Genomic DNA, 16,288 nt, shown 5'->3' on the forward strand with positions numbered 1-16,288 from the left:
CATCGTGGTTTCATTTGGTAACGTTTCGAGGAGCGCTGCCATGAACCTAGTTGACACTGAACGTCCTGTCAGGGCGGGCCCCCATTTCCTCCTGCATGAGGACGAAGTGGGTTACCTGCGCACCTGCCTGGCCCGTGCCGAGGCCCGGCGCACGGCCAGTGAGCATGAGGCCCAGAAGTTGCGCGCACTGAACGAGTACCTCGCCGCCCAGCTGGAAACCCGCGAGCAGGCGTCGCAGAAAATGCAGCGTGCCCATGAGCTGCTGATGTCCACGGTGGATTCGGTCAGCGACGGGATCCTCACCATGCAGGGCAATGGCGAGATCTTCTTCAACCGCCGGCTGGCCGAGATCTGGGGCCTGCCGGAAGACCAGATCAGCAGCATCACGGCGAGCTCCCTGCTCGAGTTCAATGCGGCCCAGCTCCGTGACCCCGAGCAACTGCGGGCGCTCGCGGCGCAGATGGAAGCCTGTCCCGACAACGAGCAGATCTCGCTGCTGGAACTCAACGACGGACGGATCCTGCGCCGCCATGCCCAGCCTTACTGGCTGCGTGGCCAGCGCGTGGGCAGCGTGATCATCTACCGCGACATGACCGAGGGGGTTCGCCACGAGGAGGAGATGATCTTCAACGGGCGGGTGCTGGACAACGCCGGGCCCATGTTCTGGATCGAGCGCGAGTCCGGGGCCATCACCTATGCCAACCCCGCCATGTGCGCGCACCTGGGCTACGACCGGGATGAGCTGCTGCGCATGCGCACGCGCGGCTTTGACGTGGCGCTGACGCAGGAGCAGCAGCGCAAGGTGGTGGAGGAAACCGCGCAGGGCGGCCGCTGCGTGTTCGAGAGCCAGCACAAGCGCAAGGACGGGACGCATCGCGACGTGGAGGTCACGATCTGCCTGACCGAGCACGACGGTAAGGCCGTGTTCGTGGTCTGGATCAAGGACATCACCGAGCAGAAAATTGCCGAAACCGAAACCCGGCGCCAGCAGGCGCTGCTGCTGTCGCTGATCAACTCCATTCCGGATCCGATCTTCTTCCGCGACCTGCAGGAGCGCTTCCTGGGCAGCAACGAGGCGCATGCGAGTCGCGTCGGGCGCCCGGCCGCCGAGATCAAGGGTCGTACCATCGAGGAGATTTTTCCGCCGGAGCGGGTCGAGGCCATCCGCCGGCGCGACCAGCTCACGCTGAGCTCGCTTGCGAACCAGAAGACCGAGGAACTGATCGTCCATCCCGATGGCCGCCGGGTCCAGTACGAAACCCTGACCTCGCCGCTGCGGGACCAGAATGGCACCCTGATTGGCCTGCTCGGCATCTCGCGTGACATCACGCAGCGCAAGCAGCAGGAGGAAGAGATCCGCCAGGCGCGCGACCTGGCCGAGGCGGCCACGCAGTCCAAGTCCGACTTCCTGGCCAACATGAGCCACGAAATCCGCACACCGATGAACGCCATCATCGGGCTGTCGCATCTGGCGCTCAAGACCGGCCTCACGCCGCGCCAGCGCGACTACCTGGTCAAGATCCGGGGCGCCGGCAAGCACCTGCTGGGCCTGATCAACGACATCCTGGACTTCTCCAAGGTCGAGGCCGGCAAGCTGGACCTGGAGACCGCGGAGTTCGGGATCGAGAAGCTGCTCAACACCACGATCAGCCTGGTCAATGCCGACTGCGAAGGCAAGGGCCTGGAACTGGTGCTCGCGGTGGACCCGCAGGTGCCGCCCCGGCTGGTCGGTGACTCGCTTCGGCTGGGCCAGGTCCTGCTGAACTTCGTCAACAACGCGGTCAAGTTCACCAGCCAGGGCGAAATCCATGTCTCGGTGAGGCAGCGCGAGCGCAACGCCGACGACGTGCTGCTGGAGTTCCGAGTGCACGACACCGGCATCGGCCTGAGCGAGGAGCAGATGGGCCGCCTGTTCCAGAGCTTCACGCAGGCCGATGCCTCCACCACGCGCCGCTTCGGGGGCACGGGCCTGGGGCTGGCCATCAGCAAGAAGCTGGCACAGCTCATGGGCGGCGAGGTGGGGGTGCACAGCGAGCTGGGCCAGGGCAGCACCTTCTGGTTCACGGCGCGGCTGGGCATCGGTGCCACGAGCCCGCGCGCCCTGCTGCCCAACCCCGATCTGCGCGGCTGCCGCGCGCTGGTGGTCGATGACAGCGTGGACGCGCGCGCCGCCGTGGCCGACATGCTGCGCGGCATGACCTTCGAGGTGTCCGAGGCCGAATCGGGCTTCGCGGCGGTGGACCAGGTCCGGGAGGCGGCCGTTCAGGGCCGGCCCTACGACATCGTCTACCTGGACTGGCGCATGCCGGGGCTGGACGGCATGGCCACGGCGCGCCGCATCCGCGCGCTGGGCCTGCCCTCATCGCCGGTGCTGCTGATGGTCTCGGCCTTCAGCCGCGATGACATGCTGCGCGAGGCGGCCTCGATCGGCATCGACGACGTGCTGGTCAAGCCCGTGAGCCCCTCGCTGCTGTTCGACACCACCATGCAGGTGCTGGCCGCGCCCCGCGACGCTGCCGACGAAGCCGGGCAGAGCGCGCCGATGCCGCTGCTGGACGCCGATCCGCAGGCCATGGCGGCGCTGCGCCATGCGCGCATCCTGCTGGTCGAGGACAACGACATCAACCAGATGGTGGCGCAGGAGATGCTCCAGGACGCGGGCATGGTGGTGGAGGTCGCGGATAACGGGCAGATCGCCCTGGACAAAGTCCGGCAGGGCGACTACGACCTGGTCTTCATGGACATGCAGATGCCCGTCATGGACGGGCTGGCCGCGACCCGCGAGATCCGCAAGATCCAGAGGCTGCGGCAGCTGCCCATCATTGCGATGACCGCCAACGCCATGGAGCAGGACCGCCAGCGTTGCCTGGATGCCGGCATGAACGATGCCGTCATCAAGCCCATCGACCCGCAACTGCTGTGGGCGGCCCTGCTGCGCTGGATCCCGGCGCGGGCGCCGCAGGCTGGCGAGCCGGCGGCCGGTGGAGCCGCGCCCGGCCCGTTGCTGGCCCGGGACATTCCGGGGCTGGACACCGCGCTGGGCCTGTCACGCATGTCGGGCAAGCCGCCGCTGTACCTGGCCATGCTGCGGCGCTTCTGCGAAGGCCATGGCGACCTGGCGGTGCGGATCCAGGCCGCGCTCGCGGCGGGCGATCCGGCGGGGGCCGAGCGCCTGGCCCACACGGCGCGCGCCGTGGCCGGCAACATCGGCGCGGTGCAGGTCCAGCAACTGGCAGGCGACCTTGAAAATGCACTGCGGCAATACCAGCCGCCCACCGAGGTGCAGCGCCGCCTGAGCGCGCTGCAGGGACCCCTGGACGAACTGGTGGAAGCGCTTGAGACGCAGCTGCCTTAGGCGTCCCTGGCCAGCAGCGCGACGTTGCCGCCCGCGGCCGTGGTGTTGATGGTCAGGGTCTGCTCGGCGCAGAAGCGGTACAGGTAGTGCGGGCCGCCGGCCTTGGGGCCGGTGCCGCTCAGGCCCTCGCCGCCGAAGGGCTGCACGCCGACCACGGCGCCGATCATGTTGCGGTTGACATAGACATTGCCCACATGGGCGCGGGCCGCCAGCGCCTGGGCCCGGCTGTCGATGCGGGTCTGGATGCCCAGCGTGAGGCCGTAGCCCAGCGCATTGATCTCGTCGATCACGGCCTGCGGGTCGCCACGCCAGCGCACGATGTGCAGCACCGGGCCGAAGATTTCCTGTTGGACGTCGGCGATCCGGGCAACCTCGAAGGCCTGCGGCGCTATGAAATGCATAGCTCCCTGTGCCCACGGGTCCTGGACTACCAGCGCTTTTGCCTCTGAATGCAGGCGCTGCAGGTGGCGGCTGATGCCGTCGAAGGCCTCGCGGTCGATCACCGGGCCCACGTCGGTGGCCAGGTCGGCCGGGTCGCCGGTGACCAGTTCGCGCGCCGCGCCCTCGATCATCTCGATCACGCCGTCGGCAATGCCCTCGTGCACGCACAGCAGGCGCAGTGCCGAGCAGCGCTGTCCGGCCGAGCGGAAGGCGCTTTGCACCACGGCATCGGCCACCTGCTCGGGCAGGGCCGTGCTGTCCACCAGCATGGCGTTGATGCCGCCGGTCTCGGCGATCAGCGGCACGATGGGGCCGTCCTTGGCCGCCAGCGCGCGCTGGATGATCCTGGCCACCTGGGTGGAGCCGGTGAACACCACGCCGGCGATGCGCGGCTGGGCCACCAGCGCGGCGCCCACGGTCTCGCCCGGGCCGTGCAGCAGTTGCAGTGCGTCGGCCGGCACGCCGGCGGCGTGCAGCAGCTTGACGGCTTCCAGCGCCACGGCCGGCGTCTGCTCGGCGGGCTTGGCCAGCACCGTGTTGCCGGTGGCCAGCGCGGCCGCCACCTGGCCCACGAAGATGGCCAGCGGGAAGTTCCAGGGGCTGATGCAGACCCAGGTGCCGCGCGCGGTGAGCCGCAGTTCATTGCTCTCGCCCGTGGGTCCGGGCAGGGGCGTGGGCTGCATGATGCGCTCGGCCTCGTTGGCGTAATAGCGCAGGAAGTCCACCGCCTCGCGCACCTCGGCCACGGTGTCGCCCCAGGTCTTGAAGGCTTCCTTGACCAGCAGGGCGCAAAAGCGCGGCATCTGCGCCTCCAGCGCATCGGCGGCCTGGCGCAGCAGCGCGGCGCGCCGGGCCACCGGGGTGCGGCTCCAGGCGGGAAATGCCGCATGGGCGCGCGCGGCGGCGGCCGCGGCCTGGGCCGCATCGGCCAGCGGCACCGCGGGCACCACCAGGCCCGCCGCGGCCTGCAGCAGCGGCGCGCGCGCGCTGGGCACCGTGAGGTCCAGCCCCGCGCTGTTGGCGCGGGCCGGGCCGTACAGGTCCACCGGCAGCGGCAAGGCAGCCGCCGGGTCCAGCCGCAGCGGCGAGATCAGCAGCTCGTCCATGCCCACGGATTCGTCGGCGAGCTGGTGCACAAACGAGGAGTTGGCGCCGTTTTCCAGCAGCCGGCGCACCAGGTAGGCCAGCAGGTCGCGGTGTTTGCCCACGGGCGCGTAGACGCGGCAGCTCACCAGCGGGTTCTTGAGCACCTCGCGGTAAATGCCTTCGCCCATGCCATGCAGGCGCTGCAATTCGAAGCGGCTGCCCAACCTGGCGCCGGGCCGCCCCGGGCCAGGTTGAGCCCCCTCGGGGGGCAGGGGCGCCGTCCCGTGGGGGCCAAAGATGCGCGCGCCCATCTGCAGGATCGCGGCAATGGTGCCCGCGTTGTGGGTGGCGAACTGCGGATAGATCACGTCGCTGGCCTCCAGCAGCGCGCGCGCGCAGGCCAGGTAGCTCACGTCGGTGTGGTGCTTGTGGGTGAATACCGGATAGCCCGGCAGGCCCAGCTCCTGGGCGCGCTTGATCTCGGCGTCCCAGTAGGCACCCTTGACCAGCCGGCACATCAGGCGCAGCCGGTGCCGGCGCGCGATGGCCGCCACGTGGGCAATCAGCTCCAGCGCCCGGGTCTGGTAGGACTGCAGCGCGAGGCCAAAGCCGGCCCACTGCGGATGGTGCTGTGCCACCTGCGCGGCCAGCGCCTCGAACACGGCCAGTGACAACTCCAGCCGGTCAACCTCCTCGGCATCGATGGTCAGGTTGATGTTGGCGCGGGCCGCCAGCTCGCACAGCGTCCACACGCGCGGCACCAGCTCGGCCAGCACGCGCGCATGCTGGGCGTCTTCATAGCGCGGGTGCAGGGCGCTGAGCTTGATCGAGATGCCGTCGTTGTGGTCGGTGGCGTCCTCGCGCGAGGCGGTGGCCGCAATGGCCTGGATCGCGCCGGCGTAGCTGGCGAGGTAGCGCTGCGCATCGGCGTCGGTGCGGGCGCCCTCGCCCAGCATGTCGTAGCTGAAGCGCAGGTTGGCGTTGCGCCGCCGCGCCGCGCGCGCTTCGTCCATGGCCTCGTCGATCGACTGGCCCAGCACGAACTGGCGGCCCAGCAGCTGCACGGCGCGCAGGGTGGCGGCCACCACGGTGCGCGCGCCCAGCTTGCCCAGCAGCCCCGGCCCCTGGCCCCCCGGCGCGGCATCCGGTGACCCGGGCAGGAATTTCTTGGACAGCGCAATGGCGCTGGACGACAGGCGCGCCAGCGCGGAGTCGGGGCTGTTGTCGAAGTCGGCGTGGCCGAGCTGGTCGGCCGTGAGGGCAATGGCGGTCTCTGCGTCGGGCACGCGCAGCAGGGCCTCGGCCAGGCGCATCAGGGCCAGCCCCTCGGCGCTGGAGATCGGGTATTCCTTGAGCAGGCTTTCCATGGCCCAGAACGGCGGCGGGTTTTTGCGCACGGCCTGCACCCAGGGCCTGGCCACCTGCGCGGCGGCGGCCCAGTCCAGGGCGCGGTCCAGCGACTGCAGCCGCTGGGTCACGATGTCCGCCTCAAGGCGGTAGGGAAAGGGCAGGCGCTGAGGGCTGTTCACGGTGAATTCCGATGGGTGGTGGTGATTTGCTGGATGATGTCTTGAGCAATGATGAATTTCACGCTAAATTTGCGTCATAAACTGGATAAATCACTACACATGAGCGAATCACTGGTGGGTCTGGACCGGATAGACCTGAAAATCCTGAATGTCCTTCAGCAGGACGGGCGCATCTCCAACCTCAAGCTGGCCGAGGCCGTGGCGCTGTCGCCCACGGCGGTGCTGGCGCGGGTGCAGCGCCTCACGCGCGACGACTATGTGCTGGGCTACGAGGCGCGGCTGAACCCGCTCAAGCTGGGCGCCGGGATGATGGTGTTCGTGGAGGTGCTGCTGGACCGCACCACGCCCAATGTGTTCGACGCCTTCAAGGCCGCCGTGCAGGTGCATTCCGAAATCATGGAGTGCCACATGGTGGCCGGTGGCTTTGACTACCTGCTCAAGACCCGCATGGCCGACATGACGGCCTACCGCCACTTTGCCGGCACCGTGCTGTGGCAACTGCCCGGCGTGCGCGAGACGCGAACCTATGCGGTGATGGAAGAAGTGAAAAATTCCACACAATTGAAGCTGCTTTGAGCCGCCGATGCGCCGCACAATGCGGCATCGAAAACAAGGAGCCTTTCATGACCCCCAAGCGCATTCACTCCGCCCTGGCGGCTGTCCTGCTGGCCACGGCCTGCGGCCTGGCATCGGCCCAGACCATCAAGCCCGGCCTCTGGGAAATCACCAACAAGATGGGCGGCAACCCCGAGATGGAGCAGGCCATGGCCCAGATGCAGAAGCAGCTGGCCAGCATGCCGCCCGAGCAGCGCAAGATGATGCAGGACATGATGGCCAAGCAGGGCGTCAGCATGGGCACGGGGGCCGGCGGCGCCATGGTGGTCAAGACCTGCATGACCAAAGAGATGGTCGAGCGCAAGCAGATGCCGGTGCAGGACAAGGGCGACTGTACCAACACGGTCAGCAACCAGTCGGCGTCGGGCATGGACATCAAGTTTGTCTGCACCCAGCCGCCGTCCAGCGGCGAGGGCCGTGTCAACATCCGCAGTGACTCGGCCTACGACATGAAGATGACCATGCAGACCCTGCACAAGGGCAAGTCCGTCACCACCACCATGGACGCGAGCGGCAAGTGGCTGGGCGCCGATTGCGGCAGCGTGAAGCCGCCCATCCTGCCGCCGAAGAAATAAGCGGCGCGGTCAGCGCGCCGCGTAGTGGCGCCCGCCGAAGATGGCCGTGCCCACGCGCACCAGCGTGCTGCCGGCTTCGATGGCGGCCTGCAGGTCGGCCGTCATGCCCATCGACAGCGTGTCCAGTGGCAGCCCCTCGGCGCACAGGCGGTCGAACAGCGCGCGCGCCTTCTCGTGCACGGCCCGCTGCGCGGCATGGTCGGGGGCCGGCTCGGGAATGGTCATCAGCCCGCGCAGCCGCAGGCGCGGCAGCGCCATCACCTCACGGGCCAGCGCCAGGGCCTCGGCCGGGGCCACGCCGGCCTTGGTGGCGCCGCCATCGATATTCACCTGGATGCAGACCTGCAGCGGGGCCAGCCCCTCGGGCCGCTGCTCGCTCAGGCGCTGCGCGATCTTGAGGCGGTCCACGGTGTGGGCCCAGTCGAAATGCGCGGCCACCAGCCGGGTCTTGTTGCTCTGGATCGGGCCGATGCAGTGCCAGGTCAAAGGCAGGTCGACCAGCAGGGCCATTTTTTCCACGGCCTCCTGGATGTAGTTCTCGCCAAAAGCGGTCTGCCCGGCTGCATGGGCCTCGCGCACGGCCTCGGGCCCGAAGGTCTTGGACACGGCCAGCAGCGTGACATCCTCCACGCTGCGGCCAGCCGTCTCGCAGGCCGTGGCCATGAGGGTACGAACACTCTGGAGGTTGGCGCCAATCGTGGTCATAATCGTCCAAGCGTATCAAAACACTCAGAGGGATCTGTGGATATTACTCAGCTGCTGGCGTTCAGCGTCAAGAACAAGGCCTCCGACCTGCACCTTTCCGCCGGCTTGCCGCCCATGATCCGCGTGCATGGCGACGTGCGCCGCATCAACGTCGATCCGCTGGACCACAAGGCGGTGCACGGCATGGTGTACGACATCATGAACGACACCCAGCGCAAGCAGTACGAGGAATTCCTCGAGGTCGACTTCTCGTTCGAGATCGATGGCCTGGCGCGCTTCCGGGTCAATGCCTTCAACCAGAACCGCGGCGCCGGCGCCGTGTTCCGGACCATTCCGTCCAAGATCCTCACGCTGGAGCAGCTCAACGCGCCCAAGATTTTTGGCGACCTCGCGCTCAAGCCGCGCGGCATGGTGCTGGTGACCGGGCCCACGGGTTCGGGCAAGTCCACCACGCTGGCGGCCATGATCAACTACCTCAATGAAACCGAATACGGCCACATCCTCACGGTGGAAGACCCGATCGAGTTCGTCCACGAGTCCAAGAAATGCCTGATCAACCAGCGCGAGGTCGGACCCATGACGCTGAGCTTCGCGGCGGCCCTGAAGTCGGCGCTGCGCGAAGACCCGGACGCCATCCTGGTGGGCGAAATGCGCGACCTTGAAACCATCCGCCTGGCCATGACCGCGGCCGAAACGGGCCACCTGGTGTTCGGCACGCTGCACACCTCCAGCGCGGCCAAGACGATTGACCGGATCATCGACGTGTTCCCGGCCGAGGAAAAGGAAATGGTGCGGGCCATGCTGTCGGAGTCGCTGCAGGCCGTGATCTCGCAGACGCTGTGCAAGACCAAGGACGGCTCGGGCCGCGTCGCGGCCCACGAGATCATGCTGGGCACCAGCGCCATCCGCAACCTGATCCGCGAGGCCAAGGTGGCGCAGATGTACTCGGCCATCCAGACCGGCAACAGTTTCGGCATGCAGACGCTGGACCAGAACCTGTCGGACCTCGTGAAGCGCAACATGATCAGTCCTGGCGAGGCGCGCAGCAAGGCCAAGATACCGGAGAATTTCCCGGGCTGAAATGACTCCCATGATCGTCGCGCCGTGTACCGCGCTGCCTCCCGGGGAGGCAGCAGTCGCCCTGGGGCGGCACGGCGGCGACTCAGCCCGCCATTGCATTTGAAAGGAGCTGCTCATGGAGCGCGACCAGGCCACAAAATTCATCAACGACCTGCTGCGGCTGATGGTCAGCCGCAATGGCAGCGACCTGTTCATCACTGGCGACTTTCCGCCGGCCATGAAGGTCGACGGCAAGGTCACCAAGGTATCGCCGCAGCCGCTGACCGGCGCGCACACGCTGTCGCTGGCCCGTTCGATCATGAACGACAAGCAGGCCGCGGAATTTGAACGCACCAAGGAGTGCAACTTCGCGATCTCGCCGCCCGGCGTGGGGCGGTTTCGCGTCAACGCGTTTGTGCAGCAGGGCAAGGTGGGCATGGTGCTGCGGGTGATCCCGCAGGTGCTGCCGACCATCGACGGCCTGGGCGTGCCCCAGGTGCTCAAGGAAGTGGTGATGTCCAAGCGCGGGCTGACCATCCTGGTGGGCTCCACCGGCTCGGGCAAGTCGACCACGCTGGCCGCCATGGTGGACTGGCGCAATGAACAGTCGTATGGCCACATCATCACCATCGAGGACCCGGTGGAGTTTGTTCACCCGCACAAGAACTGCGTGGTCACGCAGCGCGAAGTGGGGCTGGACACCGACAGCTGGGAGGCCGCGCTCAAGAACACGCTGCGCCAGGCGCCCGATGTGATCCTGATGGGCGAAATCCGCGACCGCGAGACCATGGAGCATGCGATCGCGTTCGCCGAGACCGGTCACCTGTGCCTGGCCACGCTGCACGCCAACAGCGCCAACCAGGCGCTGGACCGCGTGATCAATTTCTTCCCCGAGGAGCGGCGCGCGCAGCTGCTGATGGACCTGTCGCTCAACCTCAAGGCCATGATCTCGCAGCGCCTGGTGCCCAAGCAGGACGGCAAGGGCCGCTCGGCGGCCGTGGAGATCATGCTCAACTCACCGCTGATCTCCGACATGATCTTCAAGGGCGAAGTGTCCGAGATCAAGGAGATCATGAAGAAAAGCCGCAACCTGGGCATGCAGACCTTTGACCAGGCGCTGTTTGACGCTTACGAAAGCAACGTCATCAGCTACGAGGACGCCTTGCGCAACGCCGACTCGGTCAACGACCTGCGCCTGCAGATCAAGCTCAACAGCCAGCGCGCCAAGTCGCAGGACCTGGCCGCGGGCACCGAGTCGCTGGCCATCGTCTAGGCGCCGTCAGCCGCCGGCCGGCGCGCGCGGCTTCATGAAGGCCGCGAAGCAGGTCTGCAGGTAGTCCATGGTGGCGCGGATTCGGGTGGCGCGGTGGCGCTCCGCCAGGATGGCCGCGTAGATCGGGTGCTCGCCCGGCACGCCGTGGCGCGCGAGCACCGGCTTGAGCAGACCCTGTTCCACCAGCTGGCGGCCCAGCACGTCATTGATGCGGGCGATGCCGGCGCCCGCGAGCGCCAGCGACACCACGGCCGCGCTGCTGTTGACCCGCAGCGGCGCCGCCACCGTGAGCGTGAGCGGCGCGCCCTCCACCTCAAAGGTCCAGCGGTTGTGGCTGGGCGACGCCGTGTTGCCGATCAGCGTGTGGTCCTTCAGATCGTGGGGGGTGCGCGGCGTGCCATGGCGGCGCAGGTAGGCCGGCGCCGCGTACAGGGCGCGGCCGTGGCTGCCCAGGGGCCGGGCAATCACCGTGTCGGGTGGCGGGATGCCGGCGCGCACCGCGATGTCCAGGCCTTCGTCGGCCATGCCGACCAGCCGGTCATCCACATGCAGGTTCACCTGCAGTTGCGGGTGCTTCAGGCGCAGGCTGGCCAGGTGCGGGATCAGCACGTGCTGGGCCAGCAGCTGGCTGACCCCGATGTGGACCGTGCCGCTCACCGTGCCCCGGCGGCCGCCCAGGCTGTCCTGCAACTGCTGGTGCTCGCGCAGGATGCGCTGGGAGTGCTCCAGGAACAGCTCGCCATCGTCGGTGAGTGACAGCCCATGCGTGGTGCGGTGGGCCAGCTGTGCACCAGCGCCGGCTTCGATGCGGGCCAGCGCCCGCGACACCTGGCTGGCCGACACGTTGCGCTCGCGCGCGGCCGCCGAGAGCGACTGCAGCGCCGCCACGCGCGCGAACAGGGCGAAATCGTCAAGGGTCAGTTGGTCCATGGGGGCCTGCTTGTGCGGAATCTGCACAGCCATTGTGCCCGCTGCCGGGTTTCGCTGCGCCGGCCCGCGGGGCACAGTCCGTCTGTCGCCTGCGGGCGGCAATTTCCATCCATTCAAAGGAACCCTACCGATGCCACTTCTGGTCCAACTTTCCGAGGGCCTGCTCACTCCCCAGGGTGAACAAACCATTTTCAAGCGAATTGCCGATGCCCTGCTGCAGGTCCACGGGCTTGCCGGCAACAGCTTCATGACGCCGGCCGTGATCGGCCATGTGCAGACCTACCCCGCGGGCACCAGCTATGCCGGGGGCCGTGCGCAATCGCTGGCGGTGATCGAGGCCAAGGTGCCCGCACTGACCTTTCCCGACCAGTCGGTGAAGGACGCCTTTGTGTGGGCCGTGACCGACATCGTGGACGACTGCCAGGCGGGCGGGCACCCGCGCGAGCGCACCTTCGTCAACGTCACCTACGCGGTGGACGGTACCTGGGGCATCGGCGGCAAGGCCTGGACCAATGAGGCGCTGGGCTCGGCCATCGCGGCGGCGGCCTGAGGTGCCCGGCATGACACAGTTGCCCGTGGATGCCGGCCGGGCCCATGAAGCACGATGCCAGCGAAGTGATTGCCTTTGTCCATGACCCCGATGGCCATGCCATCGAACTGATCCAGCAACCGGGCGCCTGAACGGCCCCTCTACTTTCAAGGAACCCACCATGCCTCTCGTTCGAATTGACCTTCCCGCCGCCGTGATGCCCCGTGCGGCCGCCGTCTCCGACGCCGTCCACCAGGCGATGGTGCAGACCTTCAACGTGCCGCCGGACGACCGGTTCCAGACCATCACCCCGCGCGCCGCCGGCGAACTGGTGTGCACGCCGGAATTCCTGGGCGTGCGGCATGGCGACTCCGTGGCATTCGTGCAGATCACCTGCGCCCCGGGCCGCAGCCTGGACATGAAGAAGGCGCTGTATGCGCGCATTGCCGCCGATGTGGCCCGCCACGGCGGACTCGAGCCGGCCGACGTGGTCATCAACCTCGTGGAGTCAGCGCGCGAGAACTGGTCTTTCGGCAACGGGCTGGCGCAGTACGCGCTCTAGCGGCCTAAAATTTGCAGCCTTGCCCCGTCAACCTGAAAGTGCCCATGTCTTCCATCAACGCCCGGACCTACGAACCCATCCAATCCCAGACCGTCGCCTTTGTGGGCCTTGGTGTCATGGGTTTCCCCATGGCGGGTCACCTGGCCAAGGCCGGCCACTCGGTCACGGTGTACAACCGCAGCGCCGCCAAGGCCGAAGCATGGGTGGCCGAGTTTGGCGGCCGGGCTGCGCCCACGCCGCGCGAGGCGGCCGCCGGGGCCGACATCGTGTTCTGCTGCGTCGGCAATGACGACGACCTGCGTTCCGTGGTGCTGGGCGCGGACGGCGCGCTGGCCGGCATGAAACCGGGCGCGGTGCTGGTGGACCACACCACGGCCTCGGCCAATGTGGCGCGCGAGCTTCACGCGGCGGCGCGCCAGCTGGGCCTGCATTTCGTCGATGCCCCGGTCTCCGGCGGCCAGGCGGGCGCCCAGAATGGCTTGCTGACCGTGATGTGCGGCGGCGACACCGCGGCGTTTGACGCGGTCAAGCCCACCGGCATGGCTTTTGCGCGGGCCTTCACGCGGCTGGGCGACAGTGGCGCCGGCCAGCTGGCCAAGATGGTCAACCAGATCGCCATTGCAGGCCTGGTGCAGGGCCTGAGCGAGGCCATTGCCTTCGGGCAAAAGGCCGGGCTGGACATGACCCAGGTGCTGGAGGTGATCGGCAAGGGCGCGGCCCAGAGCTGGCAGATGGACAATCGTGGCAAGACCATGATTGCCGACCAGTTCGAGTTCGGCTTCGCCGTGGACTGGATGCGCAAGGACCTCGGGCTGGTGCTGGACGAGGCCAAGCGCAACGGCGCCCGGGTGCCCGTCACGGCGCTGGTGGACCAGTTCTATGCCGACGTGCAGGCGCTCGGCGGCCAGCGCTGGGACACTTCCAGCCTGATCCGCCGGCTCAAGTAGGGGCCGTAAAAAAGGCGTGGATTGCTACCGGATTGATAGCAAACCACGCCCGCGGGGCCTGGACTACAGCCTGATTGGGCTCAGTTTTTAGGCGCGCTGGCCGCGGCGGCCGGCTGCGAAGGCTGGGGCAGCATGCGTTGCAGCTCTTCCTCGCTGATGATTTCCAGGATCCGCACCACGCGCTGCACGCCGCCCACGGTGCGGGTGATCGCGGTGGCGCGGTCGGCCTCGCGCTGGGTGACCCGGCCCATGAGGAAGGTGGTGCCGCGTTCGGTGACCACCTTGAAGGCATTGGCGTACAGGTCGCGCGCGTCGACCAGCGAGGCCTTGACCTTGCCCGTGACCAGCACGTCCGACGAGCGCTGGCCCAGCGTGGAGTTGCCCATCACGCCCAGCTCGTTGACGATGGCGCGCACGTTCTCCACGCGGCTCACCGTCTGCTCCACGAGCTGCTTGGCCTGCTCGGACGGCACCTCGCCGGTCAGCAGCACCTGGCGGTTGTAGCTGGTCACGTTGACGTGGCCGCGCTCGCCCAGGGCGTCGCGCAGGCGGCTGGCGGCGCGCAGCTCGATGCCCTCATCCTCCAGCTGGGCGCCCGAGGTCCGGCGGTCGGTGGCCACCAGGGTGCCCACGGCCGCGCCGCCGAACAGCAGCGGGGCACAGGCGCTCAGCGAGGCCGTCAGGGCCGCGGCCGCCAGGAGGGACGACAGCAGTCTTGCGGTGTTCAGTTTCATGTCGGGGTTTCCTGTTCTCCGAGAAGTTGGGTGTCCACGCCATCGCAGATGCAGTGCAGCGCGAGGATGTGGACTTCCTGAATGCGGGCCGTGCGCTCGTGCGGCACGCAGATGTGCACGTCGGTCTCGCGCAGCGCCTGGCCGGTCTTGCCGCCGCCGCGTCCGGTCAGCGCCACCACGGTCATTTCGCGCTCGTGCGCGGCCGTGATGGCGGCCAGCACATTGGCCGAGTTGCCGCTGGTGGACAGCGCCAGCAGCACGTCGCCGGCCTGGCCCAGCGCCCGCACCTGCTTGGCGAAGATCGCGTTGTAGTCGTAGTCGTTGGCAATGGCCGTGAGGATGGAGCTGTCGGTGGTCAGCGCGATCGCGCCCAGCTCGGGCCGCTCGCGCTCGAACCGGCCCACGAATTCAGCCGAGAAATGCTGGGCGTCGGCGGCCGAGCCGCCATTGCCGCAGGCCAGCACCTTGCCCCCGCTGGTCACGCAGGCCAGGATGGCCTGCACCGCGGAGGCGATCGGTTTGCTGAGGGCCTGCGCCGCCTGGTATTTGAGGTCGGCGCTGTCAATGAAATGTTGTTGGATGCGTTGCTCGAGCATGGCTGGCGATGATACCCCCCGGCTGTTGCGGGCAGGTGTAGGACATCAGGAATTCCCCGACGCGTCAAAGGCCGCCCGCAGCCACTCGATGCCGCCCGCGTCCAGCAGCACCGCGTCAAAGCGGCAGGGCGGCGGGCTGGCCAGGCGCTGCAGGTAGTGGCGCGCCGCGAAAATGATGCGCCGCTGCTTGACGCCGCTGATGCTGGCGCCCGCGCCGCCATGCGAGCTGCGGGTGCGCTGGCGCACCTCGACAAACACCAGGGTGCCGTCGCGCTCGCGCATCACCAGGTCGATCTCGCCGCCGCCGCGCCCCGGGGTCCGATAATTGCGCGTCACCAGCCGCAAGCCCGCGGCCTGCAGGTGCGCCAGCGCGCGGTCTTCGGCGGCGTCGCCGCGCTGTTTGGTGGTGGGACCGGTTTTGAGGAAATCCATTGAGCGCTTCTTTTGCTTCTGCCCTGGGTGCCGCGCGCGAGGCGGCGGCGTCCCAGCATTATCCGCAGGGCGCCCTCTATGTGGTGGCCACGCCCATCGGCAACCTGGCCGACATCAGCCTGCGGGCCCTGCATGTGCTGCAGCTGGCCGATGCCGTGGCCTGCGAGGACACCCGGCACACCCAGGCGCTGCTGCGCGCCTATGGCATCGACAAGACTTCGGGCCAGTTGCTGGCGGTTCACCAGCACAACGAATCGGAGGCGGCCCATGGCGTCATCGAGCGCCTGCGCGCCGGCCAGCGCGTGGCCTACGCCAGCGACGCCGGCACACCCGCCGTGAGCGACCCGGGCGCCCGGCTGGTGGCCGCGGTGCACGCGGCAGGCCTGCGCGCCCTGCCTTTGCCCGGGGCCAGCAGCATCACGTCGGCGCTCAGCGTGGCCGGCAGCGTGGCCGGCGATGGCGCCTTTGTGTTTGCGGGCTTCCTGCCAGCCAAGGCCGGCGAGCGTGACGAGGCGGTGCGTGCGCTGGCGCAGGAGGCGCGCACGGTGGTGCTGCTCGAGGCGCCCCACCGCATCGAGGCCCTGGCCCGGTCCCTGGCCGGGCTCGGTGAGCGTCCCGTGACGGTGGCGCGCGAAATCACCAAGCAGTTCGAGCAGGTGGCCACGCTGCCCAGCGCCGGCCTGGCGGACTGGCTGGCGGCCGATCCGCAACACGGACGCGGCGAGTTCGTGCTGGTCCTGCATGCGGCAGTGCCGGTGGAGGCGGCGGACGACAGCCTGCGGGTGCTGTCCCTGCTGTTGAAGGAACTGCCGCTGAAAGGTGCCGTGAAACTCGCGGCCGACATCACGGGTGCGCCGCGCAACACGCTGTATGAGGCGGCCCTGCGCCTCAAGGCCGCCGGCTGAGGCGGGGCGCGCGGG

15 protein-coding genes and 1 pseudogene are annotated in these 16,288 nt (G+C 68.3%); 10 read left to right on the forward strand and 6 right to left on the reverse strand.

The genetic code is table 11. The features are described from left to right. The first annotated feature begins 40 nt into the window (after positions 1-40). Positions 41-3,355, forward strand: coding sequence for a response regulator (locus tag KF796_04655; protein MBX3585914.1), 3,315 nt, complete (start codon positions 41-43; stop codon positions 3,353-3,355). Here the strand turns inward: KF796_04655 and KF796_04660 are convergent. After that, positions 3,352-6,411, reverse strand: coding sequence for an L-glutamate gamma-semialdehyde dehydrogenase (locus tag KF796_04660; GenBank protein MBX3585915.1), 3,060 nt, complete (start codon positions 6,409-6,411; stop codon positions 3,352-3,354). The two genes, KF796_04655 and KF796_04660, sit on opposite strands and share 4 nt — an antisense overlap. 99 nt (positions 6,412-6,510) lie before the next feature. On the opposite strand from KF796_04660, the gene KF796_04665 reads away from it, so the two are divergent. Then, a complete protein-coding gene (locus tag KF796_04665) occupies positions 6,511-6,987 on the forward strand; it encodes an Lrp/AsnC ligand binding domain-containing protein (GenBank protein ID MBX3585916.1) in 477 nt (158 codons plus the stop codon). 47 nt (positions 6,988-7,034) lie between these two features. Continuing rightward, positions 7,035-7,601: a DUF3617 domain-containing protein gene (locus tag KF796_04670; GenBank protein MBX3585917.1), complete on the forward strand. Its 567-nt coding sequence runs from the start codon at positions 7,035-7,037 to the stop codon at positions 7,599-7,601. A 9-nt stretch (positions 7,602-7,610) separates the two neighbouring features. Here KF796_04670 and KF796_04675 read toward each other — a convergent pair whose 3' ends face one another. Beyond that, positions 7,611-8,306 (reverse strand): YggS family pyridoxal phosphate-dependent enzyme, encoded by a 696-nt coding sequence (locus KF796_04675; protein ID MBX3585918.1) that lies wholly within the window; start codon positions 8,304-8,306, stop codon positions 7,611-7,613. A gap of 36 nt (positions 8,307-8,342) precedes the next feature. Between KF796_04675 and KF796_04680 the strand changes: the two genes are divergently transcribed. Both KF796_04680 and KF796_04685 read left to right on the forward strand, forming a co-directional pair. Next, positions 8,343-9,386, forward strand: coding sequence for a type IV pilus twitching motility protein PilT (locus KF796_04680; protein ID MBX3585919.1), 1,044 nt, complete (start codon positions 8,343-8,345; stop codon positions 9,384-9,386). Between the two features lie 115 nt (positions 9,387-9,501). After that, positions 9,502-10,638, forward strand: coding sequence for a PilT/PilU family type 4a pilus ATPase (locus KF796_04685; GenBank protein ID MBX3585920.1), 1,137 nt, complete (start codon positions 9,502-9,504; stop codon positions 10,636-10,638). Positions 10,639-10,644: 6 nt separating this feature from the next. Here the strand turns inward: KF796_04685 and KF796_04690 are convergent, their stop codons facing one another. Beyond that, a complete protein-coding gene (locus KF796_04690) occupies positions 10,645-11,568 on the reverse strand; it encodes a LysR family transcriptional regulator (GenBank protein ID MBX3585921.1) in 924 nt (307 codons plus the stop codon). Between the two features lie 130 nt (positions 11,569-11,698). On the opposite strand from KF796_04690, the gene KF796_04695 reads away from it, so the two are divergent. The 4 genes and pseudogenes from KF796_04695 (at position 11,699) to KF796_04710 (ending at position 13,606) form a co-directional block, all read left to right on the forward strand. Continuing rightward, the gene (locus tag KF796_04695) at positions 11,699-12,118 is read left to right on the forward strand and encodes a hypothetical protein (protein ID MBX3585922.1); all 420 of its coding nucleotides are present in this window, start codon (positions 11,699-11,701) and stop codon (positions 12,116-12,118) included. Between the two features lie 35 nt (positions 12,119-12,153). Next, a pseudogene (locus tag KF796_04700) lies at positions 12,154-12,249 on the forward strand (lactoylglutathione lyase). 29 nt (positions 12,250-12,278) lie between these two features. Beyond that, positions 12,279-12,659: a tautomerase family protein gene (locus KF796_04705; protein MBX3585923.1), complete on the forward strand. Its 381-nt coding sequence runs from the start codon at positions 12,279-12,281 to the stop codon at positions 12,657-12,659. Between the two features lie 44 nt (positions 12,660-12,703). Further along, positions 12,704-13,606, forward strand: coding sequence for an NAD(P)-dependent oxidoreductase (locus KF796_04710; protein ID MBX3585924.1), 903 nt, complete (start codon positions 12,704-12,706; stop codon positions 13,604-13,606). Positions 13,607-13,686: 80 nt separating this feature from the next. Here the strand turns inward: KF796_04710 and KF796_04715 are convergent, their stop codons facing one another. Genes KF796_04715 through KF796_04725 form a run of 3 tightly spaced genes read right to left on the reverse strand, consistent with a single transcriptional unit; the run spans position 13,687 to position 15,368 of the window. Beyond that, positions 13,687-14,340: a BON domain-containing protein gene (locus KF796_04715; protein MBX3585925.1), complete on the reverse strand. Its 654-nt coding sequence runs from the start codon at positions 14,338-14,340 to the stop codon at positions 13,687-13,689. Continuing rightward, entirely contained in the window at positions 14,337-14,936 is a 600-nt protein-coding gene (locus tag KF796_04720; protein MBX3585926.1) for a phosphoheptose isomerase, read from the reverse strand. The genes KF796_04715 and KF796_04720 overlap by 4 nt, the downstream gene beginning before the upstream one ends. 45 nt (positions 14,937-14,981) lie before the next feature. After that, the gene (locus tag KF796_04725; protein ID MBX3585927.1) at positions 14,982-15,368 is read right to left on the reverse strand and encodes a YraN family protein; all 387 of its coding nucleotides are present in this window, start codon (positions 15,366-15,368) and stop codon (positions 14,982-14,984) included. On the opposite strand from KF796_04725, the gene rsmI reads away from it, so the two are divergent. Then, positions 15,368-16,273: a 16S rRNA (cytidine(1402)-2'-O)-methyltransferase gene (rsmI, locus tag KF796_04730; protein MBX3585928.1), complete on the forward strand. Its 906-nt coding sequence runs from the start codon at positions 15,368-15,370 to the stop codon at positions 16,271-16,273. The genes KF796_04725 and rsmI overlap by 1 nt on opposite strands. The last annotated feature ends 15 nt before the right edge of the window (positions 16,274-16,288 follow it).

This window comes from Ramlibacter sp., assembly GCA_019635435.1.
Taxonomy (GTDB): Bacteria; Pseudomonadota; Gammaproteobacteria; order Burkholderiales; family Burkholderiaceae_C; genus JAHBZM01.